Origin of the sequence: Aeromonas sp. WP2-W18-CRE-05, assembly GCF_014168615.1 — a bacterium.
In the GTDB taxonomy this organism is placed as follows: domain Bacteria; phylum Pseudomonadota; class Gammaproteobacteria; order Enterobacterales; family Aeromonadaceae; genus Aeromonas; species Aeromonas caviae.
In genome coordinates this window covers 4,417,183-4,442,500 of the sequence record NZ_AP021917.1, presented here as the reverse complement: position 1 = coordinate 4,442,500, position 25,318 = coordinate 4,417,183, and the positions used below count along the sequence as shown (strand labels likewise).

At 59.8% G+C, this 25,318-nt stretch carries 25 protein-coding genes and 2 rRNA genes (1 of these 27 cut by a window edge); 15 read left to right on the top strand and 12 right to left on the bottom strand.

All coding sequences use genetic code 11. From position 1 onward, the window contains the following. The 4 genes from H7R73_RS20850 to H7R73_RS20835 all read left to right on the top strand — a co-directional run. Positions 1-2,303: ribosomal RNA gene (locus tag H7R73_RS20850) — 23S ribosomal RNA — on the top strand; it begins 586 nt to the left of the window's first position. A gap of 123 nt (positions 2,304-2,426) precedes the next feature. Continuing rightward, positions 2,427-2,541 (top strand): 5S ribosomal RNA (gene rrf, locus H7R73_RS20845). 378 nt (positions 2,542-2,919) lie between these two features. Continuing rightward, the gene (gene tmaR, locus H7R73_RS20840) at positions 2,920-3,237 is read left to right on the top strand and encodes a PTS system regulator TmaR (RefSeq protein ID WP_010672687.1); all 318 of its coding nucleotides are present in this window, start codon (positions 2,920-2,922) and stop codon (positions 3,235-3,237) included. A 213-nt stretch (positions 3,238-3,450) separates the two neighbouring features. Beyond that, on the top strand, positions 3,451-6,534 hold the full coding sequence (locus H7R73_RS20835; protein ID WP_103259440.1) for a transglycosylase domain-containing protein: 3,084 nt from the start codon (positions 3,451-3,453) through the stop codon (positions 6,532-6,534). Positions 6,535-6,620: 86 nt separating this feature from the next. On the opposite strand, the gene yjgA is transcribed toward H7R73_RS20835, so the two are convergent. Continuing rightward, entirely contained in the window at positions 6,621-7,145 is a 525-nt protein-coding gene (gene yjgA / locus H7R73_RS20830; RefSeq protein WP_010672689.1) for a ribosome biogenesis factor YjgA, read from the bottom strand. A 114-nt stretch (positions 7,146-7,259) separates the two neighbouring features. On the opposite strand from yjgA, the gene pmbA reads away from it, so the two are divergent. Further along, complete coding sequence (pmbA, locus tag H7R73_RS20825) at positions 7,260-8,603, top strand: metalloprotease PmbA (protein ID WP_103259441.1); 1,344 nt, start codon at positions 7,260-7,262, stop codon at positions 8,601-8,603. Positions 8,604-8,683: 80 nt separating this feature from the next. On the opposite strand, the gene murA is transcribed toward pmbA, so the two are convergent. Genes murA through mlaF form a run of 7 tightly spaced genes read right to left on the bottom strand, consistent with a single transcriptional unit; the run spans position 8,684 to position 13,205 of the window. Next, the gene (gene murA, locus H7R73_RS20820) at positions 8,684-9,940 is read right to left on the bottom strand and encodes a UDP-N-acetylglucosamine 1-carboxyvinyltransferase (RefSeq protein ID WP_103259442.1); all 1,257 of its coding nucleotides are present in this window, start codon (positions 9,938-9,940) and stop codon (positions 8,684-8,686) included. 19 nt (positions 9,941-9,959) lie between these two features. After that, the gene (gene ibaG / locus H7R73_RS20815) at positions 9,960-10,217 is read right to left on the bottom strand and encodes a BolA family iron metabolism protein IbaG (RefSeq protein WP_010675882.1); all 258 of its coding nucleotides are present in this window, start codon (positions 10,215-10,217) and stop codon (positions 9,960-9,962) included. Next, positions 10,217-10,489: an STAS domain-containing protein gene (locus tag H7R73_RS20810; RefSeq protein WP_069785528.1), complete on the bottom strand. Its 273-nt coding sequence runs from the start codon at positions 10,487-10,489 to the stop codon at positions 10,217-10,219. The genes ibaG and H7R73_RS20810 overlap by 1 nt, the downstream gene beginning before the upstream one ends. Next, entirely contained in the window at positions 10,486-11,118 is a 633-nt protein-coding gene (gene mlaC, locus H7R73_RS20805) for a phospholipid-binding protein MlaC (protein ID WP_039040470.1), read from the bottom strand. Before mlaC ends, H7R73_RS20810 begins: the two co-directional genes overlap by 4 nt. A gap of 2 nt (positions 11,119-11,120) precedes the next feature. Continuing rightward, on the bottom strand, positions 11,121-11,618 hold the full coding sequence (mlaD, locus tag H7R73_RS20800) for an outer membrane lipid asymmetry maintenance protein MlaD (RefSeq protein WP_182951402.1): 498 nt from the start codon (positions 11,616-11,618) through the stop codon (positions 11,121-11,123). A gap of 7 nt (positions 11,619-11,625) precedes the next feature. After that, on the bottom strand, positions 11,626-12,405 hold the full coding sequence (gene mlaE / locus H7R73_RS20795; RefSeq protein WP_010675878.1) for a lipid asymmetry maintenance ABC transporter permease subunit MlaE: 780 nt from the start codon (positions 12,403-12,405) through the stop codon (positions 11,626-11,628). Then, positions 12,405-13,205 (bottom strand): phospholipid ABC transporter ATP-binding protein MlaF, encoded by an 801-nt coding sequence (mlaF, locus tag H7R73_RS20790; RefSeq protein WP_039040471.1) that lies wholly within the window; start codon positions 13,203-13,205, stop codon positions 12,405-12,407. The genes mlaE and mlaF overlap by 1 nt, the downstream gene beginning before the upstream one ends. Positions 13,206-13,411: 206 nt before the next feature. On the opposite strand from mlaF, the gene H7R73_RS20785 reads away from it, so the two are divergent. The 10 genes from H7R73_RS20785 to npr all read left to right on the top strand — a co-directional run bounded on the left by H7R73_RS20785 (position 13,412) and on the right by npr (position 20,223). After that, positions 13,412-14,407 (top strand): KpsF/GutQ family sugar-phosphate isomerase, encoded by a 996-nt coding sequence (locus H7R73_RS20785; protein WP_042880205.1) that lies wholly within the window; start codon positions 13,412-13,414, stop codon positions 14,405-14,407. Then, the gene (gene kdsC, locus H7R73_RS20780; protein WP_103259443.1) at positions 14,407-14,961 is read left to right on the top strand and encodes a 3-deoxy-manno-octulosonate-8-phosphatase KdsC; all 555 of its coding nucleotides are present in this window, start codon (positions 14,407-14,409) and stop codon (positions 14,959-14,961) included. The genes H7R73_RS20785 and kdsC overlap by 1 nt, the downstream gene beginning before the upstream one ends. Further along, positions 14,958-15,518 (top strand): LPS export ABC transporter periplasmic protein LptC, encoded by a 561-nt coding sequence (gene lptC / locus H7R73_RS20775; RefSeq protein WP_010675874.1) that lies wholly within the window; start codon positions 14,958-14,960, stop codon positions 15,516-15,518. Before kdsC ends, lptC begins: the two co-directional genes overlap by 4 nt. Continuing rightward, positions 15,505-16,023: a lipopolysaccharide transport periplasmic protein LptA gene (lptA, locus tag H7R73_RS20770; RefSeq protein WP_010675873.1), complete on the top strand. Its 519-nt coding sequence runs from the start codon at positions 15,505-15,507 to the stop codon at positions 16,021-16,023. Before lptC ends, lptA begins: the two co-directional genes overlap by 14 nt. Positions 16,024-16,035: 12 nt before the next feature. Beyond that, positions 16,036-16,761 carry an LPS export ABC transporter ATP-binding protein gene (lptB, locus tag H7R73_RS20765; RefSeq protein WP_010675872.1) on the top strand — a complete coding sequence of 242 codons (726 nt, stop codon included), beginning with the start codon at positions 16,036-16,038 and terminating at the stop codon, positions 16,759-16,761. A gap of 65 nt (positions 16,762-16,826) precedes the next feature. Next, a complete protein-coding gene (locus H7R73_RS20760; RefSeq protein ID WP_103259444.1) occupies positions 16,827-18,266 on the top strand; it encodes an RNA polymerase factor sigma-54 in 1,440 nt (479 codons plus the stop codon). A 20-nt stretch (positions 18,267-18,286) separates the two neighbouring features. Beyond that, positions 18,287-18,574, top strand: coding sequence for a ribosome hibernation promoting factor (gene hpf / locus H7R73_RS20755; protein WP_005305957.1), 288 nt, complete (start codon positions 18,287-18,289; stop codon positions 18,572-18,574). 2 nt (positions 18,575-18,576) lie between these two features. Then, the gene (gene ptsN / locus H7R73_RS20750; RefSeq protein WP_010675870.1) at positions 18,577-19,023 is read left to right on the top strand and encodes a PTS IIA-like nitrogen regulatory protein PtsN; all 447 of its coding nucleotides are present in this window, start codon (positions 18,577-18,579) and stop codon (positions 19,021-19,023) included. A 40-nt stretch (positions 19,024-19,063) separates the two neighbouring features. Then, a complete protein-coding gene (rapZ, locus tag H7R73_RS20745; RefSeq protein ID WP_010675869.1) occupies positions 19,064-19,930 on the top strand; it encodes an RNase adapter RapZ in 867 nt (288 codons plus the stop codon). A gap of 20 nt (positions 19,931-19,950) precedes the next feature. Further along, complete coding sequence (gene npr, locus H7R73_RS20740; protein WP_010675868.1) at positions 19,951-20,223, top strand: PTS phosphocarrier protein NPr; 273 nt, start codon at positions 19,951-19,953, stop codon at positions 20,221-20,223. A gap of 15 nt (positions 20,224-20,238) precedes the next feature. Here the strand turns inward: npr and H7R73_RS20735 are convergent, their stop codons facing one another. From H7R73_RS20735 to H7R73_RS20720, 4 genes are all read right to left on the bottom strand, one after another. Further along, entirely contained in the window at positions 20,239-22,143 is a 1,905-nt protein-coding gene (locus H7R73_RS20735; RefSeq protein ID WP_103259445.1) for a BglG family transcription antiterminator, read from the bottom strand. Between the two features lie 103 nt (positions 22,144-22,246). Next, positions 22,247-22,987 carry a 2-dehydro-3-deoxy-phosphogluconate aldolase gene (gene dagF / locus H7R73_RS20730; protein WP_103259446.1) on the bottom strand — a complete coding sequence of 247 codons (741 nt, stop codon included), beginning with the start codon at positions 22,985-22,987 and terminating at the stop codon, positions 22,247-22,249. Further along, positions 22,987-24,102, bottom strand: coding sequence for a DgaE family pyridoxal phosphate-dependent ammonia lyase (locus tag H7R73_RS20725; RefSeq protein ID WP_103259447.1), 1,116 nt, complete (start codon positions 24,100-24,102; stop codon positions 22,987-22,989). The genes dagF and H7R73_RS20725 overlap by 1 nt, the downstream gene beginning before the upstream one ends. Continuing rightward, positions 24,086-25,225, bottom strand: coding sequence for an amidohydrolase/deacetylase family metallohydrolase (locus H7R73_RS20720; protein WP_103259448.1), 1,140 nt, complete (start codon positions 25,223-25,225; stop codon positions 24,086-24,088). Before H7R73_RS20720 ends, H7R73_RS20725 begins: the two co-directional genes overlap by 17 nt. Between the last annotated feature and the right edge of the window lie 93 nt (positions 25,226-25,318).

Sequence of the window (25,318 nt, the reverse complement as noted above, 5' to 3'; positions counted from 1 at the left end):
TAGCGAGGTTAACCGTATAGGGGAGCCGTAGGGAAACCGAGTCTTAACTGGGCGTCTAGTTGCAAGGTGTAGACCCGAAACCGGGTGATCTAGCCATGGGCAGGTTGAAGGTTGAGTAACATCAACTGGAGGACCGAACCCACTAACGTTGCAAAGTTAGGGGATGACCTGTGGCTGGGGGTGAAAGGCCAATCAAACTCGGAGATAGCTGGTTCTCCCCGAAAGCTATTTAGGTAGCGCCTCGGACGAATACTACTGGGGGTAGAGCACTGTTTGGGCTAGGGGGTCATCCCGACTTACCAACCCCATGCAAACTCCGAATACCAGTAAGTACTATCCGGGAGACACACGGCGGGTGCTAACGTCCGTCGTGAAGAGGGAAACAACCCAGACCGCCGGCTAAGGTCCCAAAGTTCTGGTTAAGTGGGAAACGATGTGGGAAGGCTCAGACAGCTAGGATGTTGGCTTAGAAGCAGCCATCATTTAAAGAAAGCGTAATAGCTCACTAGTCGAGTCGGCCTGCGCGGAAGATGTAACGGGGCTCAAACCAGGCACCGAAGCCGCGGATTCACACTAAGTGTGAGTGGTAGGGGAGCGTTCTGTAAGTCTGCGAAGGTGTATCGAGAGGTATGCTGGAGATATCAGAAGTGCGAATGCTGACGTAAGTAACGATAAAGGGGGTGAAAAGCCTCCTCGCCGGAAGACCAAGGGTTCCTGTCCAACGTTAATCGGGGCAGGGTGAGTCGACCCCTAAGGCGAGGCCGAAAGGCGTAGTCGATGGGAAGCAGGTTAATATTCCTGCACGACTTGTAATTGCGATGGGGGGACGGAGAAGGCTAGGTGGGCCAGGCGACGGTTGTCCTGGTGAAAGTGCGTAGGTGGTGTTTCTAGGCAAATCCGGAGACACAACACTGAGACACGAGACGAACGCACTACGGTGCGGAAGCCATTGATGCCCTGCTTCCAGGAAAAGCCTCTAAGCTTCAGATTACAAGTCATCGTACCCCAAACCGACACAGGTGGTCGGGTAGAGAATACCAAGGCGCTTGAGAGAACTCGGGTGAAGGAACTAGGCAAAATAGAACCGTAACTTCGGGAGAAGGTTCGCTCTTGATGGTGAAGTCCCTTGCGGATGGAGCTGTCGGGAGTCGCAGTGACCAGATGGCTGGGACTGTTTATCAAAAACACAGCACTCTGCAAACACGAAAGTGGACGTATAGGGTGTGACACCTGCCCGGTGCCGGAAGGTTAATTGATGGGGTTAGCGCAAGCGAAGCTCTTGATCGAAGCCCCGGTAAACGGCGGCCGTAACTATAACGGTCCTAAGGTAGCGAAATTCCTTGTCGGGTAAGTTCCGACCTGCACGAATGGTGTAACCATGGCCATGCTGTCTCCACCCGAGACTCAGTGAAATCGAATTCGCCGTGAAGATGCGGTGTACCCGCGGCTAGACGGAAAGACCCCGTGAACCTTTACTACAGCTTGGCACTGAACATTGAACCTACATGTGTAGGATAGGTGGGAGGCTTTGAAGGCGTGACGCCAGTTGCGCTGGAGCCGTCCTTGAAATACCACCCTTGTATGTTTGATGTTCTAACGCAGGGCCCTGAATCGGGCTCGCGGACAGTGCCTGGTGGGTAGTTTGACTGGGGCGGTCTCCTCCCAAAGAGTAACGGAGGAGCACGAAGGTTGGCTAATCCTGGTCGGACATCAGGAGGTTAGTGCAATGGCATAAGCCAGCTTAACTGCGAGACGGACAGGTCGAGCAGGTACGAAAGTAGGTCATAGTGATCCGGTGGTTCTGAATGGAAGGGCCATCGCTCAACGGATAAAAGGTACTCCGGGGATAACAGGCTGATACCGCCCAAGAGTTCATATCGACGGCGGTGTTTGGCACCTCGATGTCGGCTCATCACATCCTGGGGCTGAAGTCGGTCCCAAGGGTATGGCTGTTCGCCATTTAAAGTGGTACGCGAGCTGGGTTCAGAACGTCGTGAGACAGTTCGGTCCCTATCTGCCGTGGGCGTTGGATGATTGAAGGGAGTTGCTCCTAGTACGAGAGGACCGGAGTGAACGAACCTCTGGTGTTCGGGTTGTCACGCCAGTGGCACTGCCCGGTAGCTAAGTTCGGAATCGATAACCGCTGAAAGCATCTAAGCGGGAAGCGAGCCCTGAGATGAGTCATCCCTGACCCCTTGAGGGTCCTAAAGGGCCGTTGGAGACCACAACGTTGATAGGTGGGGTGTGTAAGCGTAGCGATACGTTGAGCTAACCCATACTAATTACCCGTGAGGCTTAACCATACAACACCCAAGAAGTGTTTCTGGCCTTGTAGCGAATGAGCGAACTACTTACGAATTCAGTGGTAATGACAACGCAAACTAGCGAAGTCGTTATACACATCAGCTTTCTGGATTAAGAATTTGCCTGGCGGCAATAGCGCAGTGGAACCACCTGACCCCATGCCGAACTCAGAAGTGAAACGCTGTAGCGCCGATGGTAGTGTGGCATTCGCCATGCGAGAGTAGGACACTGCCAGGCACCCAATACAAGAAACCCCGCTCACTCGAGCGGGGTTTTTTATTGCCTGAAATTCAGCCCTCACTGGAGGGTAAACGGGCACTATGGTGATGTTCGTCGTTCACGTTCACTTGTTGCCCGTACCGGAAAAGTTGCGCCTGCTCTAGCCACATTGAACCCACATGTTGGCTCTCTTTGTTTTCATCATTTCTAGCGTAATAACCCAGTCGAAGCCGTTCTGTCTAAACCCGCCGCCCGCGCTGCGATTGGGGTTGTATCTGAATCATAACTCGGTAGAGTAAGGGGCATTCCGGGTTGGTCCGTGCCATGGTTTCGGTTTCTTTTTCTGGTATGGGACTCTCCGCCTGTTTTCATTCACCTTCACTCAGTGGTACCGATATGGAACAAGTAAACAAGTCAACCTTCAACGATGTGCTGGAATATGTGCGTATGTCCCGTCGTCAGAACAAGCTCAAGCGAGAAATCGCGGACAACGAGAAAAAGATCCGTGACAACCAGAAGCGGGTACTGTTGCTCGACAACCTGAGTGACTATATCAAACCCGGCATGAGCATTGACGAGGTTCAGGCCATCATCGCCAACATGCGGACCGATTATGAAGAGCGCGTAGATGACCATATCATCAAAAATGCCGAGCTTTCCAAGGAGCGCAAGGAGCTGAGTACCAAGCTGAAGAGTATGAGCACCAGCAAATAACCCCACCCCGCTCTCGTCAACACCGGCCTCTGGCCGGTGTTTCATTTTCATGGCGCAGCTCGGATCTCTTGCCGCGTTGCAACAATCGGCTCCCATTTTCACAATCGCCCTGTTAACATCGCTGCAAAGCGGTCAATAGATTTCAAGCCCTTGACTTGAAACGACTAAGCTTGATTGAAAGACAATAAATTGCGCAACCATGGTGGGGCTGATATGGGCGCATCAAAACAGACGGATTCAAATAAAGTGGCATCTCAGGATTCATCCGTACCTAATGCGGACGGGCAACAACCGCGTAAACGCCGACCCTGGTGGCGCTGGTTGTTCTGTTTTATCTTCTTGCTTTGCCTGGCTGCCGTGATCGCCCTGGTGGGTTATGAAATGAAGACCTCCCGACTGCAGTCACAGGAGATCTCCCGCTATGCGGCCACCCTGACCTATCAGCTCGAACCCGGCCCCAGCAAGCAGATAGCCTTCCCCGACGACGGCCCGTTCGACAAGCGACTCGGTTATGTGCTGATGCCCATGATCCAGGAACGTCTCGTTCAGCGTGGCTACCAGGTGAGCGAACAGGTCCGTTTTTCCGATGCGCTCTACAACTACGCCAGCCACGGTTTCTTCGTGCCTTATACCGAGAAGGTCCAGGCAGGATTGACACTCTATGACTGCCGTGCAGAACCTTTCTACCAGTACAAGTATCCGACTCATTACTATCCGGATTTCAATGCCATACCGCCCTTGGTCATCCAGTCTCTGCTGTTTATCGAGAACCGTGAGCTCCTGAGCAACAAGGAACCGCTGGCCAACCCGGCCGTAGACTGGCCGCGCTTTGCCAAGGCTGCGCTGTCTCAGGTGGGCAAGGCGCTGGATATGCAAGATCAATCCGCTGGCGGCAGCACCCTGGCGACCCAGGTGGAGAAATATCGTCATTCTCCTGATGGACTGACCGTTTCGCCGACCGAGAAGATCCGCCAAATGGTCTCGGCCAGCGTTCGTGCCTATCGGCTGGGGCCCGAGACCCTGGAGGCCCGCAAGCTGGTTGCCTGGGCCTACCTCAACTCGGTCCCGCTCTCTGCGGCGCCCGGTTATGGCGAGGTGCACGGTCTCGGTGATGGCCTCTGGGTCTGGTTTGGCGCCAATGTCGATGAGGTGAATCGACTGCTGGATCCCGCTCGCAACCAGGATTCTACCCTGGCCGAGCAGGGCCTTGCCTTGCGCCAGGTTGTCTCCCTGATGATCGCCCACCGCCGTCCTTCCTATTACCTAGCGCAGGGTAGAGAAGCACTGTCTACCCTGACAGACAGCTATCTGCGACTCTTCGTGCAGGAGGGAATGATCACGCCCCCCCTGATGGAGTCGGCTCTCAAGGCCAAGCTGGTCTTCCGCGATTTCCTGCAGGCACCTGCCATCACCAGGGTCAACAACAACAAGGGGCTGCAGGTGGCTCGCACTCGTCTCAGTCGTCAGCTCGGGGTGCAGCTTTATGATCTGGACCGCATGGATCTGACGGCCAACACCACCCTCAATATGCCGCTGCAGAACGAGGTGTCACGGTATCTGCAGCAACTGGCAGACCCTGCATTCGCAGCCCAGGTGGGCCTGTTTGGTGAGCGCCTGCTCTCGCCGGAGAAAACGGGGGATGTGAAGTACAGCTTTACCCTGTTCGAGAAGACGCCGGAAGGGGTCAAGGTGAGGGTGCAGACCGACAACACGGACCAGCCGTTCGACATCAATGAGGGCAGCAAGCTTGAACTGGGATCCACCGCCAAGTTGCGGGTGCTGACGACCTATCTCGAGATTGTCACCGAGTTGCATGACAGCTACGGCAACATGCCGGTGGAGAGCCTGCGAAAGATCGAAGTGTCCGATCAGGACAACATCAGCCGCTGGGCCATCGCCTATCTGATGAGTACCAAGGACAGAAGCCTGCCGGTGATGCTGGAGGCCGCGCTGGACCGCAAGTATTCAGCAAGCCCCTATGAAGGCTTCTTTACCGGTGGTGGCATGCACACCTTCAACAACTTCCGCAAGGAAGACAACGGTCGCATCCCGCCCATTCGCGATGCGCTGCGGGAATCCATCAACCTGCCCTTCGTGCGCTTGATGCGGGACATCGTCCGCTACAGCCTCTACAAGGAGGGAAATCGTGCCCAGTTGTTGAAAGATGACAGGGATCCTCGCCGTACCGAGTACCTGGCCAAGTTTGCTGACAAAGAGGGCCAGACCTATCTGCTGAGGTTCTGGCGCAAATATCGTGGCAAGAGTGCAGAAGAGCAGCTCGATACCTTCCTCGATGGTCTCAAACCCAGCGCGGTGCGTCTCGCCGCCGTGCATCGCTATCTGATGCCGGAAGCCTCCCAGGCCGACTTTGCAGCTTTCCTGGCCAAGCGCCTGCCGCGGGAGAAATTGACCGAGAAGCGCATAGAGCAGCTCTATACCAATTACGGCCCTGGCAAATATTCTCTGCCGGATCAAGGTTATATCGCACGGGTGCATCCACTCGAGCTGTGGTTGCTTGCCTATCTCAAGGAGTTTGACAAGGCCACCTTTACCGAGGCGGTAACCGCCAGCCGTGACGAGCGTCAGGAGGTCTACAGCTGGCTGTTCAAGACCCGTCATCGCAGTGCCCGGGATAGCCGGATCCGCACCATGCTGGAGGTTGAGGCCTTCCTCGACATCCATCAGCGCTGGGCTCGCCTGGGTTACCCCTTCGATCACCTGGTTCCGTCCCTGGCGACCGCACTGGGCAGCTCGGGCGATCGTCCTGCTGCATTGGCCGAGCTGATGGGGATCATCCAGAACGGCGGCATTCGTGCACCGACCCTGCGCATCGAGCACCTCTCCTTTGCCAAGGGGACCCCCTTCGCCACCGTCTTTGAGCCGGCGAACACCCAGGGGGAACGGGTGATGCCTGCCGAGGTGGCCAACGCCTTGCGCAATGCACTTTCCAAGGTGGTGGAAGGGGGGACGGCGCGGCGCATCGCCGGGGCCTTCGCCTTGCAGGATGGTACTGTCCTGGCCCTGGGGGGCAAGACGGGGACCGGGGACAACCGGATCGAGACGGTGGGTCGCTACGGCAATGTGACCAGTTCACTGGCTCGCAACCGGACTGCGACCTTCGTCTTCTACATCGGGGATGATCACTTCGGCACGCTGACGGCCTATGTACCCGGCAGCCAGTCCGACAAGTTCCGCTTCACGTCGGCGCTGCCTGTACAGGTGCTCAAGGGGATGGCCCCCCTGCTGGTCCCCTATCTGCAACCCGCTACTCACACCCAGTGCATGGCGGGCAGCTGAGCGGAAATCGCATGAAAAAACGGGGCCATTTCGGCCCCGTTTGATTGTGTACTGCACGCCGCCATGAGGCGGACGTGAGTCATCACTTACAACAGATCTTCAATTTCACCGCGCAGGTACTGGTACATCTCGCGATAGGCTACCGGCGGCTTGTTCAGCTCCCGCTCCTTGTTGGCGGTGCGGATCAGCTGACGCAGCTTCTGGCGATCCAGCTCGTGGAACTGGGACATCAGCTCGTTGAGGGCGCTGTCGCCTTCGGTGATCAGCCGCTCGCGCCACTGTTCGAGGCGGTGCAGGCGGGCGTTCACGGTGGAGTGACGCATCTTGATGATGGAGAGGGCCTCTTCGATGGGGGCCACATCGCGGCTACGCATCAGACGGCCGATGAACTGGAGATGGCGACGGAAGGACTCATCCTTCTTCGGCTTGAGCTTGCGACCCAGCTCGACCGCTTCGGCGAGCTCTTCATCCAGGGGGATCTTCTCCAGCTCGCTGTGACTCAGGGAGACGATCTCTTCCCCCATCTTCTGCAAGGCTTCGGCATCACGCTTGAGCTGGCTCTTGCTGGGGCCCCAGTCTTCCCACTCGTTATCGTCTTGATATTGACTCATCGGTCTCTGTATTCCTGTCATTCACGTTTGGCGGATATGTTACCAGCTTCTCCCGCTGGGCGCAGGGGTCTGATATGCTTAGCCCCTTTCCTTCCCTTCATACAGATGTGAGTTATGGACCAGCAAGATCAAATCCGCCAGGATCAATCCCATCTCGAGGCCGTGGTCGCCGAGGCCCTTGAGATAGCGAAAGGGCTGGGCGCCGGGCTTGCCGAAGTCTCCATCAGCAAACAGACCGGCCTCTCGGTGAACACCCGGGGCTGCGAGCTGGAAAGTATCGAATTCAACAAGGATGGCGCACTCGGCATCGCCGTCTATCGCGATGGTTGCAAGGGGTCCTCCTCCACCACGGATCTGACCAAGCCGGCCATTCGCGCCGCCGTGGAAGCGGCCATGGAGATCGCCCGCCACACCTCTCCCGATGACTGCGCCGGTCTTGCGGATGCGGATCTGCTGGCCTGGGATGCCCCGGACCTGCAACTGTGCCACCAAATCGAGCTGGATCCCCAGCGTGGCATCGCGCTGGCCATCGAGTGCGAGCGGCTGGCCCTGGGACGGGATGCCCGCATCAAGCACTCTGACGGAGCCAGTTTCTCCAGCCACCTGGGCGTCAAGGTCTATGGCAACAGCCACGGCTTCGTCAAAGGCTATGCTGCATCGCGCAACTCCCTGAGCTGCGTACTGATCGGCGAGCAGGATGGCGACATGCAGCGCGACTACGGCTACTCCTCCAGCCGCTCCCTGGACGGGCTGTGGAGCCCCCAGCGCATCGCTGACGAGGCGGTGGAGCGCACTGTTTCCCGCCTGGGGGCTCGCAAGATCAGCACCCGCCATGCCCCTGTGCTGTTCCACCCCGATACCGCTGCCGGTCTGTGGGGCCATCTGGTGATGGCCATCAGTGGGGGGAACCTCTATCGCAAGTCGAGCTTCCTGCTGGACAAACTGGGCAAGCAGATCCTGCCCGAGTGGCTCACCATCCAGGAGTTCCCCCACTTGCCGGGAGGACTTGCCAGCACCCCGTTCGACGGGGAAGGGGTTCGCACCCGCGACATGGACATCATCCGCAACGGCGAGCTGATGAGCTGGCTGCTCACCTCCTACTCCGCCCGCAAACTGGGCCTGACCACCACGGGCCATGCCGGGGGTATCCATAACTGGCAGGTTTCCAATACCGGCCAGGACTTCCAGGGCATGCTCAAGGAGATGGGTACCGGCCTGCTGGTGACCGAGCTGATGGGGCAGGGGGTCAACATCGTCAATGGTGATTACTCCCGCGGCGCAGCCGGTTTCTGGATTGAAAATGGCGAGATCCTCTATCCTGTGGAGGAGATCACCATTGCAGGCAATCTAGCCGACATGTTCAGCCATATCGTGGCGGTGGGCAGTGATGAGGATGAGCGTTCCAGCCTCAAGACCGGCTCCGTACTGGTCGAGCAGATGAAACTGGCGGGGCACTGATCCCCTCCGTCCCGGCCATGAAAAAGGCCCCCTCGCTTTGCGAGGGGGCCTTTTTATCGTCGGCTCATGGTGAAGCCAACTTATTCCTTGATGCGCTCGATGCGACCACCCAGGCCTTGCAGCTTGTGCTCGATGTCTTCGTAGCCACGGTCGATGTGATAGATGCGATCGACGATGGTGGCCCCTTCGGCCACGAAGCCGGCCAGCACCAGGCTGGCGGAGGCGCGCAGATCGGTCGCCATCACCTGGGCACCCTTGAGCTGCTGGGTGTCGCGGCAGATGGCCACATTGCCCTGCAGTTCGATGTCGGCACCCATCCGTACCAGCTCGGGCACGTGCATGAAGCGGTTCTCGAAGATGGTCTCGGTGACCATGCCGGTGCCCTGGGCTACCGCGTTCAGCACGGTGAACTGTGCCTGCATGTCGGTCGGGAACGCCGGGTAGGGGGCGGTCTTGATGGTGACAGGTTTCAGGGTGCGACCTGTCATGTCGAGGGTGATCCAGTCGTTACCCTTTTCAATCAGGGCGCCAGCCTCTTCCAGTTTGACCAGTACGGCTTCCAGCAGGCTGGGGTCGGTGTTGCGGCAGGTGATCTTGCCACCGGTCACGGCGGCGCCCACCAGGAAGGTGCCGGTCTCGATGCGATCGGGCTGCACGCTGTAGCTGCCACCGTGCAGACGTTCTACGCCGTCGATGGTCAGGGTATCGGTGCCGGCGCCCTGAATGTTAGCTCCGAGCGCGTTGAGGAAGTTGGCCAGATCGACCACCTCCGGCTCACGGGCGGCGTTTTCGATCACGGTGCGACCGTCAGCCAGGGTGGCAGCCATCATCAGGTTCTCGGTACCGGTCACGGAAACCATGTCCATCAGGATGTGGGCACCTTTCAGGCGGCCGTCGACGCGGGCTTTGATGTAGCCCTCTTCGATGACGATCTTCGCCCCCATCAGCTCCAGGCCGTGGACATGCAGGTTGACCGGGCGGGCACCGATGGCACAGCCGCCGGGCAGGGAGACGTCTGCTGCACCGAAGCGGGCTGCCAGCGGGCCCAGGGCCAGGATGGAGGCACGCATGGTCTTCACCAGCTCGTAGGGGGCGACATGATTGTTTACCGCGCCGGTCAGCACGGTCACGTTGCCGTTGACCTTGGTGGTGGCGCCCAGCATCTCCAGCAGCTTGAGGGTGGTACCCACGTCTTTCAGGCGCGGTACATTGGAGAGTTGAACCTCTTCGTCACACAACAGGGTGGCAAACAGGATGGGCAGGGCGGCATTCTTGGCGCCGGAGATGGTCACTTCACCGGAGAGGGTGCAGGGGCCGGTGATCTTGAATTTGTCCATGGTTTACTTCTTTACCAAATCAGGAGGGCAGCTGGAATTTACGCTCGCGTTTCCACTCGGCGTCGGTATAGGCCTTGATGGAGAGAGCGTGGATCTCGTTGGTGGCGATCTTGTCCATCAGCGGGGCATAGATGGCCTGTTGTTTCTTGACCCGGCTCATGCCGTCAAACATGTCGCCGACGGCGATCACTTGGTAGTGACTGCCGTCCCCTTTGACATGGACTTCGGACAATGGCAAAGCCTCGAGGAGTATCGCTTCAATTTCAGAGACTTGCATTATGAGTCCTCAGTTGTGAGCGGGGTTGAATGAAAGAGGCTGGCCACCCCGTAAAGGTTGGCCAGCGTATGGAAATCGTTGGAGGCACCCACCAGTGTCGGAGTGGCACCCCGTGCCAGGGCCGCCTTGGCCCACTTGACCAGCAGGGCAAGGCCGGCGGAATCCAGGGTAGTGATGGCACCGAGTTCGAGCCGATCGTCCTGCCACCAGTCGGCGCGGCGTTGCCACAGATCGTTGACCTGCGGGGCCTGCAAGTCACCGCTCAGGATCATGACTTGATCACCAGCGGCTTGGCGTTGTGTTCACGCAGCTGGGCGATCACCGCATCGATGCCGTTCTGGCGGATGAGGCCACCCAGCTCGTTCTGCTTGGCAGAGAGCAGGCTGATCCCTTCGGCAACCATGTCGAAGGCTTTCCACTCGCCGGTCTTGTTGTTCTTGCGCAGCTTGAACTCGAGGAAGATGTCCGGCTTGCCGGCCTCTTTCACGCTGACGTTGACGGCGGTGATGTTGCTCTCGGCGGCTTTGCCAGGCTGGACCTTGACGGTCTGCTTGTCGAAGTGTGCCAGGGCGTCGGCGTAGGAGCTCACCATGTACTCGGTGAAGACGTCGACAAAGGCGTCACGCTGGGCAGGGGTCGTCTGTTTGATCTGGTTGCCGAGCACCTTGTAGGCGGCGAAGCGGTTGTCCACGTAGGGCAGCAGCTCCTCGCGGATGATGACGCGCAGGTGATCGGGGTTGCTCTTCACCTGGGCCTGATCGGCCTTCAGGCGGGCAAAGGTCTGCTGGGCGGCCTGATCCACGAGGGCATAGGGGTCCGAAGTATTGACATCCGCACGGGCGACGAGGGAGAACAGCATGCTGGTCATCAGACCCAGCATCAGGGCGATCTTCTTGAACATGGTTACTCCTTGGTTGCGGGTGTGTTGGCCGGGGAGGACTGGCTGTAGAGGAACTTGCCAATCAGATCTTCCAGCACGATGGCGGACTTGGTGTCTTCGATCATGTCGCCATCCTTGAGCATGCTGGTGCCCATCTCCTCATCGCTGAACCCCGGTGCCAGACCGATGTACTGCTCACCGAGCAGGCCAGAGGTCAGGATGGAGAGGGTGCTGGTCTCGGAGAACTCGCCGGCACTCTTCTGCATCTGCAGGGAAACGATGGGGACCTGGCTCTTGGGATCCAGGGTGATGTCGCTGACACGACCGACGACGACGCCGCCGACCTTGACCGGCGAGCGTACTTTCAGGCCGCCGATATTATCGAAATGGGCGCGCAGGGTATAGGTTTTTCCTTCCGGTTTGAAACTCAATCCCGCCACTTGCAGTGCCAATGCCAGAATGGCCGCGATGCCAGCCAGCATGAAGGCGCCAACCAGAAATTCTACTTTGCTGAACTTCATCTTTCCCTTATCCAAACATGACTGCGGTGAGTATAAAATCCAGACCGAGCACGGCCAGGGATGAGTGAACCACGGTACGGGTCGTCGCCTGACTGATCCCGGCCGAGGTCGGTTTGGCATCATAGCCGTTGAAGAGCGCTATCCAGGTCACCACCAGGGCGAAGATCAGGCTCTTGATGGCGCCCTGCATGATGTCGTCCTGCCAGTCGACGGAGGCCTGCATGGCGGACCAGAAACTGCCTTCGTCCACCCCCAGCCAGTCGACACCAACCAGCTTGCCGCCAAAGATGCCGATCAGGCTGAACATGAAGGCCAGCAGCGGCATGCTGATGACCCCGGCCCAGAAGCGGGGCGCCACGACCCGACGCAGCGGATCGACCGCCATCATCTCCAGGCTGGAGAGCTGCTCGGTGGCCTTCATCAGGCCGATCTCGGCGGTGAGGGCGGAGCCCGCACGACCGGCGAACAGCAGGGCGGTGACCACTGGGCCCAGCTCACGGAGCAGGGAGAGGGAAACCAGAGGCCCCAGGCTCTGCTCTGCGCCGAAATCCTTCAATACGTTGTAACCCTGCAGGGAGAGCACCATGCCGATGAAGAGGCCTGACACCAGTATGATGGCGACGGATTGCACTCCCACCACATACAGTTGCTGCACCAGCAGCGGGAAGTGCTTGCGTGGCTGGGGCCGTCCTGCCAGTGCATGAAACAGCATGATGGTTGCCCGGCCGACGGCGTTGATGAAACGCACACCGCTGCGGCCCAGCTTGCTTATCTGACTTGTCAACATCACAGATCCTGTAGCAGGTCGCCTGCCGGAAAATGAAACGGAACAGGACCGTCGGGCAATCCCTTGAGGAACTGCTCGACTTCGGGATTGTGCTCCTCGCGCAGCTGCTCCGGTGTGCCGTGTGCCACTACCTTGCGGTTGGCGATGATGTAGGCGTAGTCGGCGATGCTCAGCACTTCCTTCACGTCGTGGGTGACGATGACGGAGGTGATGCCGAGTGCATCGTTGAGCTCCTTGATGAGCTTCACCAGCACCGCCATGGTGATGGGGTCCTGCCCCACGAAGGGCTCGTCATACATGATGAGATCCGGATCCAGCGCGATGGATCTCGCCAGGGCCGCGCGACGCGCCATGCCACCGGAGAGCTCGGACGGCATCAGCTTGGCCGCCCCGCGCAGACCGACAGCCTGCAGTTTCATCATGACGATGGTGCGGATCAGCTCTTCCGGCAGGCCGGAGTGCTCCCGCAGCGGAAAGGCCACATTGTCGAAGACGGTCATGCCGGTGAACAATGCGCCACTCTGGAACAGCATGCTCATCCGTTTCCGCACTTCATACAGGCGCGAACGGGAGAGAGTGGGAATGTCTTCCCCGTCAAACAGGATATGACCGGACTCAGGCTTGAGCTGGCCCCCGATCAGGCGCAGCAAGGTGGTCTTGCCGATCCCGCTCGGACCCATGACGGCGGTGACCTTGCCACGGGGAATGGTCAGGTTGATCCTGTCGTACAGCAGCCGATCCCCGTGACTGAAGGTCAGGTCGGAGATGGTGATCAGGTCATCGTTCAAACAATTGTCCATCCGGTATAAATGAAGAGCGAATTTTATGGGCTAGTCTAGGTCTAAGCAACAGCGAGGAACAACTATTGAGCGGGTTTCCCCCCCAAGTACGCGACAGTTTTATGTAACAACCTGCGTCAATGACCGCCCATTCCGCATCCGATTCGCTTATCTCGGCAGACTTTTTTATAATCCCGCAGCAAATTTCGGCCCGGAGCTGTGCCTTTATGTCTGTAAAGCCTGAAAAAGTGTCTGAATTGTTCGATTTCCGTCGCAGCGCCCGAGCGGTGCTGGACATAGAAAAACAAGCCATTGATGGACTCTACCAGTACCTTGACGAGGCGTTCGAGCGCGCCTGCGAGATGGTGCTGCGCTGTGGCGGCAAGATAGTGGTGACCGGCATGGGCAAGTCGGGTCATATCGGCAACAAGATTGCCGCGACCCTGGCCAGCACGGGAACGCCCGCCTTCTTCCTGCACCCGGGCGAGGCGAGCCACGGGGATCTCGGCATGATCTCAGCCGGGGATCTCATCATCGCCATTTCCAACTCCGGCGAGAGCGACGAGATCCTGGCCCTGCTGCCGGTGCTCAAGCGCCGCGGCATTCCACTCATCTGCATGACAGGCAATCCGGCTTCCACCATGGCGAAAGAGGCCAACGTGCACCTGTGCATCAAGGTGGAGAAAGAGGCCTGCCCCCTCGGTCTGGCCCCGACATCCAGCACTACCGCCACCCTGGTGATGGGGGACGCGCTGGCCGTGGCCCTGCTGGAGGCCCGTGGCTTCACCGCCGATGACTTTGCGCTGTCGCATCCGGGCGGGTCCCTCGGCAAGCGGTTGCTGCTGCGAGTGGGCGATCTGATGCACGGCGGCGAGCTGTTGCCCAAGGTGGGGATAGATGCCACCATCAGCCAGGCGCTGCTGGAAGTGAGTCGCAAGGGGCTCGGCATGACGGCGGTGGTGGACGATCAAGGGCTGCTTGCCGGTCTGTTCACCGATGGTGACCTGCGCCGCATTCTGGACCTGCAGGTGGACATCCATCACACCCCCATCAGCCGCGTCATGACGGTGAACTGTGTTACCGTAGGGCCTGAGATGATGGCTGCCGAGGCCGTCAAGCTGATGGAAACCAGGAAAATCAACGGGTTGTTGGTCGTGGATGGGGAGAGACACCCGCTGGGTGCCTTCAACATGCATGACCTGCTGAAAGCCGGAGTAATTTGATGCAAGACGTACCGACCCTCTATGGTCCGGTGACGCGCAGCCAGTACGATAAGGCGGCGCAGATCCGCCTGCTGGTGTGCGATGTGGATGGGGTGCTCTCCAACGGCTTCATCTATATGGGCAATAACGGCGAAGAGCTGAAGACTTTCTGCACCCGTGACGGTGCCGGCATGCGTGCCCTGCTCAATGCAGGCATCGAGATTGCCATCATCACGGGGCGAAACTCCCGCATCGTCAGCGATCGCATGAAGAGTCTGGGAGTCCAGCACCTGGTGCAGGGTGCAGACAAAAAGCTGCCCCACTTCGAGGCCTTGTTGACCAAGCTCGGGCTGGATGCATCGCAAGCCGCCTATATGGGAGATGACACCATCGATCTGCCGGTGATGCAGGCTTGCGGCCTGGGTATCGCCGTTGCCGACGCCCATCCGCTTGTGCTGGCGAAGGCGGATCTGGTGACGCGGCTTGGCGGTGGCGTCGGGGCCGTGCGCGAGGTGTGCGACCTGATCTTGCAGGCCCAGGGATTGGCTGACTATCAACCCGAGGCGTCGCGATGAACAAACAGACTGTGCTGTTCGGCCTGCTGTTTCTGGCTGCGCTGGCGGCCTGGCAGCTGGGGGAGATCGAGCTGGTCCCCGAGCCGACCACCAAGACGGAAAATTTTCAACCGGACTTCACCGCCAGAGAGTTGGTGACGACCCGCTTCAATGAGCAGGGCAAGCGCACCGAACGGCTGGAATCCGAATATGCGGAGTACTACCAGGTGCTCGAGCAGGCCACTTTCATCAAGCCGGTGGTCTACATGTTCGATGACAAGGGCGCGGCCGAATGGAAGCTGACGGCCGAAACCGGGGTGCTCAACACCGATGACAATGTGATCCTCCGTGACAAGGTGCATCTGGACGGTCTGCTGCCCGCTTCCTTCATCTCCACGCTGGATACCTCCTATCTGGAGCTGGATCTGGTGACGCAGGGGATGAGAAGCAACCAGCACATCAGCATTGTGGGCCAGGAGTTCCAGACCGAGGGCGTTGGCCTCAAGGGTCACCTGGAACGTAAATATTTCGAGTTACTGGATAAAGGCCATGCCACTTATTTCAATGAAAAACGTTAATCTGGCCCTCACGGCCCTGTTGCTGTGCGGTTCCCTGAATGCCAAAGAGTCCGACTTCGCCGAGAAGGTCTATGTGGATGCGGTCAAGCAGGTGGCCGAGATGCAGGACAACCGCATCACCTTCAGCGAGGATGTCATCATCACCCAGGGCACCATCAAGATTAAGGCCGACAAGGTGGTGGTGATCCGCTCCGGCGACAAGGGCGCCGAGGTCATGACCGCGTATGGCAACCCAGCCACCTTCTTCCAGGTGCTGGACAACGGCAAACCGGTCAATGCCCATGGCAACAGCATCCGCTACGAGCTTAAGAACCGGCTGGTGACCATCACCGGCAATGGCCAGCTCAAGCAGGAAGACAGCCAGGTGACCGGCGATCTCATTCGCTACGACATCGTCAAGCAGAAGATGATTGCCGAGAGCAAGGGGCCCACCCAGCGCGTCAAGACGGTGTTCCTGCCGGATCAGGTGGAGAACTTTGACAAACCCGCCGATCAGAAGAAGTAGGAAACAACAGCCATGGCAGTGTTAAAAGCAACGGGTCTGCAAAAGAGCTACAAGCGCCGCATGGTGGTCAGCGATGTGAGCCTGGAGGTGGGAACGGGCCAGATCGTGGGCCTGCTCGGCCCGAACGGCGCGGGCAAGACGACCTCCTTCTACATGATCGTGGGCCTGGTGCAGCGGGATGCCGGCCTCATCACCATCGACGAGCAGGACATCAGCCTGCAGCCCATGCATATCCGTGCCCGCAATGGCATCGGCTATCTGCCCCAGGAGGCCTCCATCTTCCGGCGCCTGTCGGTGTTCGACAACTTGATGGGGGTCATGCAGACCCGCAAGGGGTTGAGCCGCGAAGAGCGGGAGGATAAGGTCGAACAGTTGCTGGAAGAGTTCAATATCACCCATATCCGTGACAGCCTGGGCCAGAGCCTCTCGGGTGGGGAGCGGCGCCGGGTGGAAATCGCCCGGGCGCTGGCGGCAGAGCCGAGATTCATTCTGCTCGATGAGCCCTTCGCAGGTGTTGATCCTATTTCAGTCATCGATATCAAAAAGATCATCCAGCATCTGAAAGAACGCGGGTTGGGTGTGCTGATAACGGACCACAACGTCAGAGAGACGCTGGATGTGTGCGAGAAGGCCTACATCGTCAGCCACGGCAAGATGATTGCCGAGGGCGCGCCGGCCGATATCCTCGCCGATGAGCAGGTCAAGCGCGTCTATTTGGGCGATCAATTCAGTCTATAGTAAGGGGGCACCCCTCATTTTTGTTAGGTGACTGCCTCGCTGAACATAAGGATATCCCGACGTAGATGAAGCCGACATTACAGTTGCGTCTCGGTCAGTCCCTGACCATGACGCCACAATTACAACAAGCGATTCGTCTGCTCCAGCTCTCCACCCTGGAACTCCAGCAGGAAATTCAGCAAGCGCTCGACAACAACCCCTTGCTGGAGCAAGAGGAGAACGAGGCGCAGGAAACCAGTCAGACAGAGACACAGGATGCCAGTCAACTCGACTCCAGCGATGCCATGGCCCAGGAGAGCATGCCGGATGAACTGCCGGTGGACACCACCTGGGACGAGGTCTACTCGGCCGGTACGGCCCAGAGCGCAGGCCCCATCCATGACGGGGAAGACAGCGTCTATCAGGGGGAGACAACCGAGAACCTGCAGGACTACCTGCTGTGGCAGATGCGGCTCACCCCGTTCAGTGATGTGGATGCTGCCATCGCCCTTGCCATCATCGATGCCATCGACGAATCCGGGTATCTGACTGCCACCCTCGAGGATATTCAGGCTGCAGTCAGCAGCGAGGAGGTAGAAGTCGAACTGGATGAGATCGAAGCCGTGCTCAAGCGGGTGCAGCATTTCGATCCGGTCGGCATCGCCGCCCGTTCGGTGCAAGAGTGTCTGCTGATCCAGCTCGGCCAGTATTCGCCGGACCTGCCCTGGCTCGACGAAGCCAGAGAGGTGATCCGCGAACACATGGACCTGCTCGGCAATCGCGACTACCGCACCCTGGCTCGCAAGACCCGCCTCAAGGAGAGCGATCTCAAGGAGGTGCTGGATCTCATCCAGCAACTGGAGCCCAGACCCGGCAACGGCATCATCCAGAGTGAATCCCAGTACGTGATCCCGGATGTGTCCGTGGTCAAGAAGGGTAACAAGTGGGTGGTTGAACTCAATCCGGATTCTGCTCCGCGCATCCGTGTCAACGAGGCCTATGCGGCCATGGCGCGCAATGCCCGCAGCAGCACGGATACCCAGTTCATCCGTTCTCATTTGCAGGAGGCCAAGTGGTTCATCAAGAGCCTGGAGAGTCGTAACGACACCCTGCTCAAGGTGGCCAGCTGCATCGTCGAGCAGCAGCAGGGCTTTTTCGAGTACGGCGAAGAGGCCATGAAACCCATGGTACTCAACGACATCGCGGAAGCGGTGGAGATGCATGAGTCGACCATTTCACGGGTCACGACCCAGAAGTACATGCATACGCCCCGCGGCATTTTTGAACTGAAGTTTTTTTTCTCCAGTCACGTCAATACGGAGGGAGGAGGAGAGTGCTCATCGACCGCTATTCGCGCCCTGATCAAGAAGCTGGTGACGGCGGAAAACCCCGCCAAGCCGCTTAGTGATAGCAAGATCGCGGATTTGCTGGCCGAACAGGGTATTATGGTGGCGAGACGCACGATCGCAAAGTACCGTGAATCCTTGTTGATCCCGCCATCCAATCAGCGCAAACGCCTGGTTTAGGCAAACAAAAGGAAGACGTTATGCAAATTAACCTGACCGGACACCATGTCGAGATTACCGAAGCTCTGCGTGATTATGTGAACAACAAATTTGCCAAACTCGAGCGTCACTTTGACCATATCAACAACGTACACGTGGTGTTGAGCGTCGAAAAACTGAACCAGATCGCCGAAGCCAAGCTGCATGTCAGCGGGGGAGAGGTGTTCGCCAATTCGCAGCATGCCGACATGTATGCGGCGATTGATACCCTGCTGGATAAACTGGATCGGCAGATCATCAAGCACAAAGATAAGTTAAATCAAAAATAACTATGCAACTTGAACACATACTGAGTCGGGACTGCACCAAGAGTGCGGTCCCTTGTACCAGCAAGAAACGCGCGCTCGAGATCATCAGTGAACTGGCCGCAGAGCGCCTTGGCGCTTCCCGCCAGGTCCTGTTTGAAAGCCTGCTGGCGCGAGAAAAGATGGGTAGTACCGGGATCGGAGCCGGTATCGCCATCCCCCACGGCCGGATTGACGACGCCTTCGCGCCGACCGCCGTGTTGATGACCTTCTCCGAGCCCATCCCTTTCGATTCTATCGACAATCAACCGGTTGACCTGCTCTTTGCATTGCTGGTGCCGGAAAGCGAGTGCAAGCAGCACCTCAAGACTCTTTCCCTGATGGCATCCAAACTGGGTGACAAGGCCGTCTGCCGCCAGCTGCGCCAGGCGACCAGCGACGAAGAACTCTATCAGATCATGACGTCGGCCTGAGGCCGGGTCTGACACAGCCACGTTGGCGTGAGGGGACAAGATGCAGTTAATAGTAGTAAGCGGTCGTTCGGGCTCCGGCAAGACGGTGGCCCTGAGGGTGCTCGAGGATCTCGGGTACTACTGCGTGGACAACCTGCCGGTCAACCTGCTGCCCCAGTTGATCGTGTCGGTGGAGAGCCAGTATGACAAGCTGGCTGTCAGCATCGACGTGCGCAACCTGCCTGCCCAGGCAGACAGGCTGGAGAACCTGCTGAGCCAGGTGCGCAACGAGGGGCGAGTCAAGTTTTCGAGCTTCTTCTTCGATGCGGACAACGCGACACTGCTCAAACGCTACGGTGAGAGCCGTCGTCTGCATCCTCTGTCCCGCAACAAGCTTTCGCTGGACGAGGCGATCCGGGAAGAGACCCACCTGCTGGCACCGCTCTCCTCGACCGCCGACCTGCGCATCGACACCACCAACCTCAGCATCCACGATCTCAGCGAGCTCATCAAAACCCGGGTGCTCGGCAAGAAAGAGAACGAGCTGGTGCTGGTGTTCGAGTCATTCGGTTTCAAGTACGGCATTCCCAAGGATGCGGACTTCGTGTTCGACGCCCGTTTCCTGCCCAACCCGCACTGGATCCCGGAGCTCAAGCCCTTCACCGGCAAGGATGAGCCCGTGGCCAACTACCTCTCCAGCCAGCCGGATGTCATGCTGTTCATCCAGCAGATCGAGAATATGCTGGGGACCTGGTTGCCCCACCTGGAGCGCAACAATCGCAGCTATGTGACCGTCGGGATTGGCTGTACCGGCGGACAACACCGCTCGGTGTTCATCGCCGAGCGGCTGGCCAGCGCATTCCGGTTGCTTGGCAAGAACGTGCAGATCCGCCATCGCACGTTGGACAAGCGTTCAAACCCCGCCTGACAGATCCACAGGATGCTCAGATGACCGTTTCCGCCTCGGTAGAAGTCAAAAACAAGTTAGGCATTCACGCCCGACCGGCCATGATGCTGTTCGAGCTGGTGCAGGGGTTCGATGCCCACGTGCTGCTGCGCAACGAGGAGGGGGTCGAGGCCGACGCGGACAGCGTGATCGGCCTGCTGATGTTGGACTCCGCCCAGGGCAAACAGGTGGAGGTGCAGGTGGAGGGCCCCGAAGAGGTGGAGGCCCTGGCCGCCGTGGTGGCGCTGTTCACCTCGGGCTTCAATGAGGAGTAATACGCCTCGGCGTGCTCAAGGTGCGCTGCGAGCCAGCGCCTTGAAAGCGGCAAAATCTCGACAAGCCAGCAGACTTCTGCTGGCTTTTTCGTTCATCAGTGCCAGAAACAGATCATAAAGTCCCATGGCTTCCTCATAATCCGCCTTGGCGATGGCCAGCACGAAGATGAGGGTAGCGCTCTCGCCGTTGCCCCAGTCGATCCCCTGGGGGGCCAGCACGGTATAGACCAGGGTGCGGCGCGCCAGCAGGCCGAGGGAGTGGGGCAGAGCGATGCCGTCCCCCAGCAGGGTGGAGACGATCCGCTCCCGCTCCTGCAAGGATCCCCGGAATCCGCTCTGCACCAGATCCTTCGCCTCAAGCTGACTGCAGATGCGATCAAACAGCACCCCCTGGCTGATGGGTTCATCAAGCACCATGAAGTGGTCGGCATCGAAATACTTGTCGAGCAGATAGGGACGGGTGCGATCGACCAGCACCAGCTTGCCGAGCTGCTCCAGCTGGTATTGGGTCGGGAAGGGGGAGACCTGCACCACGGGAGCATTCTTCTCGCTCACCTTGAGGGTGCTGATGACGAAATCCTGCTCGACTCGCACCAGTCCTTCATAGTCCCGCACCGACTCCAGCGTGGTCAGCTGCAGTTGGGGGTATTCCCGCCGGATGCGTGCTTCCAGCACCCGGAAGGTGGCGTTGCCCGCATCGCACAGCAGCAGCGCCTGGGGGCGCCGGGTGTAACCGATGTCGTAGTGGCGCTCCAGGCCGACCCCGATGTGGATCACCAGGTAGCCGATCTCGTGGTGGGTCAATCGGTAGGGGGTCTGCCTGATCCACTCAGAGATGGCCGCCAGGGTGATGTCGTAGGCGAGGGGGTAATACTGCTTGATGTGATCCGCCAGGGGATTGTGGCTGCCAATCTGGTATTTGACCCGCAGCAGCATGGCGCCGATGTGGGTCTGCAGGTCGGCTCGCAATTGCGGGTCGCCGCGCAGGTCATAGGGGTAGTGCTGGTGGATGTAACCCAGCAGGTGTGCAGTCAGTTGCTCGCTCTCGGCCGCCATGGCCGGGCTGAGCAGGGGCGTCTCTGCAGTGAGGCGAGCCTGGATCTGGATGGCGAGACAGGCGATCTCTTCCTGCACCGGTGAAGTCAGGGTCGGCAGCTCGGCATAGATGTCGCGGGCCACCACTGCCAGGGGCGGGGTGATGTCGTCGCTGGCAAACTGGCGCAACTCGTGGCCAGACGCCTGGCGAAGCAGGGCGACGGCACAGTAGACGGTGACTTGCTGCAGGCTCTCGTCGGCCAGGCGTAGCTGATGGCGACCGAGTTGCTCGTGAATGTGGTTGCCCACTACCTCCAGCGTCTTGCTGGGGCAGAGGGTGGGCAACAGGCTCTGGAGCGGATGCTGGTGCAGCAGCTCCTGGCAGAGCAGTTGGGTGAGGCAGGCGCGGATCGCCATCTCGCTTCCCGCAATGCGCATCCCCACCCTGGGTTTGCTGTCGATGGTGAGCCCGAAGTGGGCGAGCCGCTCCCGCACCTCCGTCATGTCCCCTTGCAAAGCCGCCCGGCTCAGATACCAGGTGTCCGCCAGCTCGTCGAGCTTGATCCCCTGTTCCGCCGTCAGCAGCAAGACCTGGAGGTGCAGCACCCGCTCGCGGCTGGTGCGAGGCAGGGGGCTCTCCTGCCCCTGGGCGGCCAGCAGCGCATCGAACAGCCCCTGATTGTAGATCTTGAGCTGGTAACCGCTGCCCCGCTGATGGATCAGGTGGGCGCCCCGGGTGGCGATGAGCTCGTTCAGGGTCGCCACGTCGGTACGCACCGTGCGGGTGGAAACATTGAGACGGCGGGCCAGCTCCTCCTGTGGCAGGGGCTCGGCGTGAAGCAGGGCGAGCAGTTGCTGGAGTCTGGGGTGGGGCAGCTTGGTCATGAGGGGGTGGGGACTCCTGTCGCGGATGGTGGGCCGATGTTAACAAGGGTGTCATTAACAAGCCAGGCACCGCCCAGTGATCGGACCGGTGCCTGTGGGGTTGCTATGCCAGCAGTGCCTTCACCATGGCGAGGAGGGTACGCACATCCTCCGGCCGGGTCTGGCCGCTCTCGCTGTCGATGATGGAGCTGTAGACATGGGGGATCACCTTCTCGACTCCTGCCTCCAGCGCGATCCGCACTATCTCCTCGAAGTTCTCAAGATCGATACCGCCGGTGGGCTCCAGCCAGAAACCGTGGCGGGCACAGGCCTCGGCCACTGCCTGATACTCGGCGCGGCAGGCGAGTCCCCCCATGGGGAAGAACTTGACCGAGCTGCCGCCCATGTCCTTGAGCAGGGCAATGGCGGTATCGATGGGGACGATGCCATCGGGCTGCTGACTACTGAGGGGGCCGGTGGAGATCTTCACCATGCCGGGGGTGCCGGTGGGGGAGACAAGGCCATTGACGAGGGTGTCAGCTTGACCGAGCAGCGCCCGGCTTGCCCCGACCCCGGTGAACACCTGATTGACGTGCTGGGGCTGCAGCTGGCGGGCCAGCTCGGCCACCATGGCGGACTGGCGCGGATCACCGGCTCCCAGCCCGATGGAGAGGGCGTTATCGATAAGCTTGGCGTAGGCCTGCATGTCGGCGACGGCAGAGGGAATGTCCGGGTAGTTCTTGGAGAGCACGCCGACCAGCACATGACCCTCGGCAGCCTCATAAATGTCGACGGCATTCTCTTTGGAACCTGCCAGCACGTTGAGGCAGACCCGATCGCGGTAGTAATTGGGGGTAAGAGACATCAGTTGTTCTCCTGAACGAGGTGGGCAATGGCGGAGTGGATCTGGTCGAGCTGGGGCAGGGTGACGCTGCGCACGTCTACCTCGATGTGCCCCTCGTTGGCCTTGTAGCCGCGGCAGTAGATGGCGGGGGTACCCTGTTGCAGACGGGAGACCACTTCCACCGTGGTCATGCCGATCTGCTGGTGGTCAAAGGCGATGTCGGTGCGGGCGATGTCGCGCCCCGCGCTGTCCCACACCACCTTGGCGGTGACGCCGGGCAGCTGGTTGAGGCGCTCGATGAAGGGGGTCATCTTGGCGACCATGGCGGTGCCGCTCTCCTTCTCTTTGGCCAGGTAGCGCTCGATGGCGTGGGTCAGGCCGAGGATCCCCTCCTTGCCCACCTTCATGGCACGGCCTATGCCGCCAGCCTGCTGCTTGACCCACTCCACATACTGACGTCTGCCGAGCACCAGGCCGCTGGTGGGCCCTTCGATGGCCTTGGCGCCGCTGTAGATGACCAGATCCGCACCCTGGTTGTAGTAGAGACGCAGATCCTCTTCGGCCGCTGCATCGACGATGAGCGGGATCCCGTGGGCCTTGGCCACCTCGGCCGCCTCGGCCACCGACAGAATGCTCTTCTGCACGCAGTGGTGGGACTTGATGTAGAAGATGGCGGCAGTATTGGCATTGATGGCGGCGGCCAGCTGGGCGGATGAGCACTCGTTGGCGTAGCCTGCCTCCACCACCCTGCCGCCCCCCAGGTTGACCATGGTGCCGACGGGGGCACCAAAGTTCACGTTGTGGCCCTTGGGCAGCACGATGTCGCTCGGCACGTCGTGGGCATGAGCATGCAACTGCTCGAGGCGATAGGGGTCGCCGCGCACTATCACGGCGGCCACCGACTGGGCGATGCCGGCGCTGGCGCAGGAGACCACCACCGCATCTTCAACGCCCAGCAGATCGGCCAGGTAGGCGCCGGTCTTGTTGACCAGATCCTTCACCTCGAAGTAGTGGCCGAGGCCGAAGTTGACCGCATCGACCACCTCTTGCTCGGGGGTGGATACGCCGAGGATGGTCATGCGCCCGGAGGCGTTGATCACCGGTTTGAGCCGGTATTTCTCATACACAGAAGGCATGGTGTGATTTCCCGTAGTGAGTCAGAACCAGTTCGCCGCCCACCAGGGCGGCGAGAGGGAGCAGTTGCCGGTCACCGTTGCGGGCGCCGGCCTCGGTATCGGTAAAGAGAGTGGGGCCGCAGCTCACCTCGAACAGGGTGATGTCTGCATCGGCGCCAACCTCGAGTCGCCCCTTGCCGGGCAGGCGCAGGGCATCGGCGGCCTGGTGAGTGACGCAGGCGAGCACCTGCTCCAGGGTCATGCCGATGGCGAAGAACTTCGACATCACGTGGGCAAGGCTGTAGACGGGCCCCTTGATGCGGTTCTTGCAGTAGATGTCTGAACTGATGGTGTGGGGCAGGATGCCCTGGGCAATGGCCAGCTCCGCCACTTCGAAGCTGAAGCTGGCGCCGCCGTGGCCGATGTCGAGCAAGAGTCCCCGCCGCATCGCTTCGCGTACCGCCTGGCGCAGTTCACCCGCCGGGGTCAGGATGCGGTTGGGCTTGCCGTTGAAGCAGTGGGTCAGCAGATCGCCCTTCCCCAGCAGGGCGACGATCTCGTCCAGATCCGGCGGCGTGTTGCCCACGTGCACCATCAGTGGCAGGTTGCCATTGGCCTGCTGGATCTGCTTGGCCATGCGCAGGGGTTGCAGACCGCTTTCACCCACCACGCTGCCGCTCATGCGCGCCTTGATGCCGACGATGAAGCCGGGATGGCGCCGGATGGCCGCCTGGGCGAGGGCGGGATCGATGTCTGCCGGATCCGCCAGCTCGTTCTGGCGCAGCAGGCCGATGCGGGAGATGTTGAGCAGGGCGTGCACCCGGGTCTTGCAGCCGGCGGCGAGACGCTGGAAGTCGTCCACGTCGTCGGCCCCGGTACTGCCGGCGTCGATGACGGTGGTGACGCCGGATTCCACGCCCACCTTGTCCGGCTCATCGTGATAGAGGGGGGAGTCGGGGTAGCAGTGGGTGTGGCCGTCAATCCAGCCGGCGCTCACATGGACCTGCCCGCCCAGAGTGAGGGTTTGCTTCGCCTCCGAGCTTTCTGGCAGCGAACCCAGCGCCGCTATCTTGCCATGCTTGATGGCGACGTCGACGAGCTGCCCGCTTCCCAGGCGTCCCGCCCTGATGATCATGTCGTACATGCTGATATCCCTCTTGTAACCTGCTTGCGCTCTTACTGCGAGGGCGCTTCCAAGGCTCATGTGCTGCTCGCGTATTTGTAACCAGGAGTTCTC

Excerpts from the sequence above, each read along its gene's own strand:
- tmaR (WP_010672687.1), top strand. The coding sequence starts at position 2,920 with ATGGAACAAGTAAACAAGTCAACCTTCAACGATGTGCTGGAATATGTG.
- H7R73_RS20835 (WP_103259440.1), top strand. The coding sequence starts at position 3,451 with ATGGGCGCATCAAAACAGACGGATTCAAATAAAGTGGCATCTCAGGAT.
- yjgA (WP_010672689.1), bottom strand. The coding sequence starts at position 7,145 with ATGAGTCAATATCAAGACGATAACGAGTGGGAAGACTGGGGCCCCAGC.
- pmbA (WP_103259441.1), top strand. The coding sequence starts at position 7,260 with ATGGACCAGCAAGATCAAATCCGCCAGGATCAATCCCATCTCGAGGCC.
- murA (WP_103259442.1), bottom strand. The coding sequence starts at position 9,940 with ATGGACAAATTCAAGATCACCGGCCCCTGCACCCTCTCCGGTGAAGTG.
- ibaG (WP_010675882.1), bottom strand. The coding sequence starts at position 10,217 with ATGCAAGTCTCTGAAATTGAAGCGATACTCCTCGAGGCTTTGCCATTG.
- H7R73_RS20810 (WP_069785528.1), bottom strand. The coding sequence starts at position 10,489 with ATGATCCTGAGCGGTGACTTGCAGGCCCCGCAGGTCAACGATCTGTGG.
- mlaC (WP_039040470.1), bottom strand. The coding sequence starts at position 11,118 with ATGTTCAAGAAGATCGCCCTGATGCTGGGTCTGATGACCAGCATGCTG.
- mlaD (WP_182951402.1), bottom strand. The coding sequence starts at position 11,618 with ATGAAGTTCAGCAAAGTAGAATTTCTGGTTGGCGCCTTCATGCTGGCT.
- mlaE (WP_010675878.1), bottom strand. The coding sequence starts at position 12,405 with ATGTTGACAAGTCAGATAAGCAAGCTGGGCCGCAGCGGTGTGCGTTTC.
- mlaF (WP_039040471.1), bottom strand. The coding sequence starts at position 13,205 with ATGGACAATTGTTTGAACGATGACCTGATCACCATCTCCGACCTGACC.
- H7R73_RS20785 (WP_042880205.1), top strand. The coding sequence starts at position 13,412 with ATGTCTGTAAAGCCTGAAAAAGTGTCTGAATTGTTCGATTTCCGTCGC.
- kdsC (WP_103259443.1), top strand. The coding sequence starts at position 14,407 with ATGCAAGACGTACCGACCCTCTATGGTCCGGTGACGCGCAGCCAGTAC.
- lptC (WP_010675874.1), top strand. The coding sequence starts at position 14,958 with ATGAACAAACAGACTGTGCTGTTCGGCCTGCTGTTTCTGGCTGCGCTG.
- lptA (WP_010675873.1), top strand. The coding sequence starts at position 15,505 with ATGAAAAACGTTAATCTGGCCCTCACGGCCCTGTTGCTGTGCGGTTCC.
- lptB (WP_010675872.1), top strand. The coding sequence starts at position 16,036 with ATGGCAGTGTTAAAAGCAACGGGTCTGCAAAAGAGCTACAAGCGCCGC.
- H7R73_RS20760 (WP_103259444.1), top strand. The coding sequence starts at position 16,827 with ATGAAGCCGACATTACAGTTGCGTCTCGGTCAGTCCCTGACCATGACG.
- hpf (WP_005305957.1), top strand. The coding sequence starts at position 18,287 with ATGCAAATTAACCTGACCGGACACCATGTCGAGATTACCGAAGCTCTG.
- ptsN (WP_010675870.1), top strand. The coding sequence starts at position 18,577 with ATGCAACTTGAACACATACTGAGTCGGGACTGCACCAAGAGTGCGGTC.
- rapZ (WP_010675869.1), top strand. The coding sequence starts at position 19,064 with ATGCAGTTAATAGTAGTAAGCGGTCGTTCGGGCTCCGGCAAGACGGTG.
- npr (WP_010675868.1), top strand. The coding sequence starts at position 19,951 with ATGACCGTTTCCGCCTCGGTAGAAGTCAAAAACAAGTTAGGCATTCAC.
- H7R73_RS20735 (WP_103259445.1), bottom strand. The coding sequence starts at position 22,143 with ATGACCAAGCTGCCCCACCCCAGACTCCAGCAACTGCTCGCCCTGCTT.
- dagF (WP_103259446.1), bottom strand. The coding sequence starts at position 22,987 with ATGTCTCTTACCCCCAATTACTACCGCGATCGGGTCTGCCTCAACGTG.
- H7R73_RS20725 (WP_103259447.1), bottom strand. The coding sequence starts at position 24,102 with ATGCCTTCTGTGTATGAGAAATACCGGCTCAAACCGGTGATCAACGCC.
- H7R73_RS20720 (WP_103259448.1), bottom strand. The coding sequence starts at position 25,225 with ATGTACGACATGATCATCAGGGCGGGACGCCTGGGAAGCGGGCAGCTC.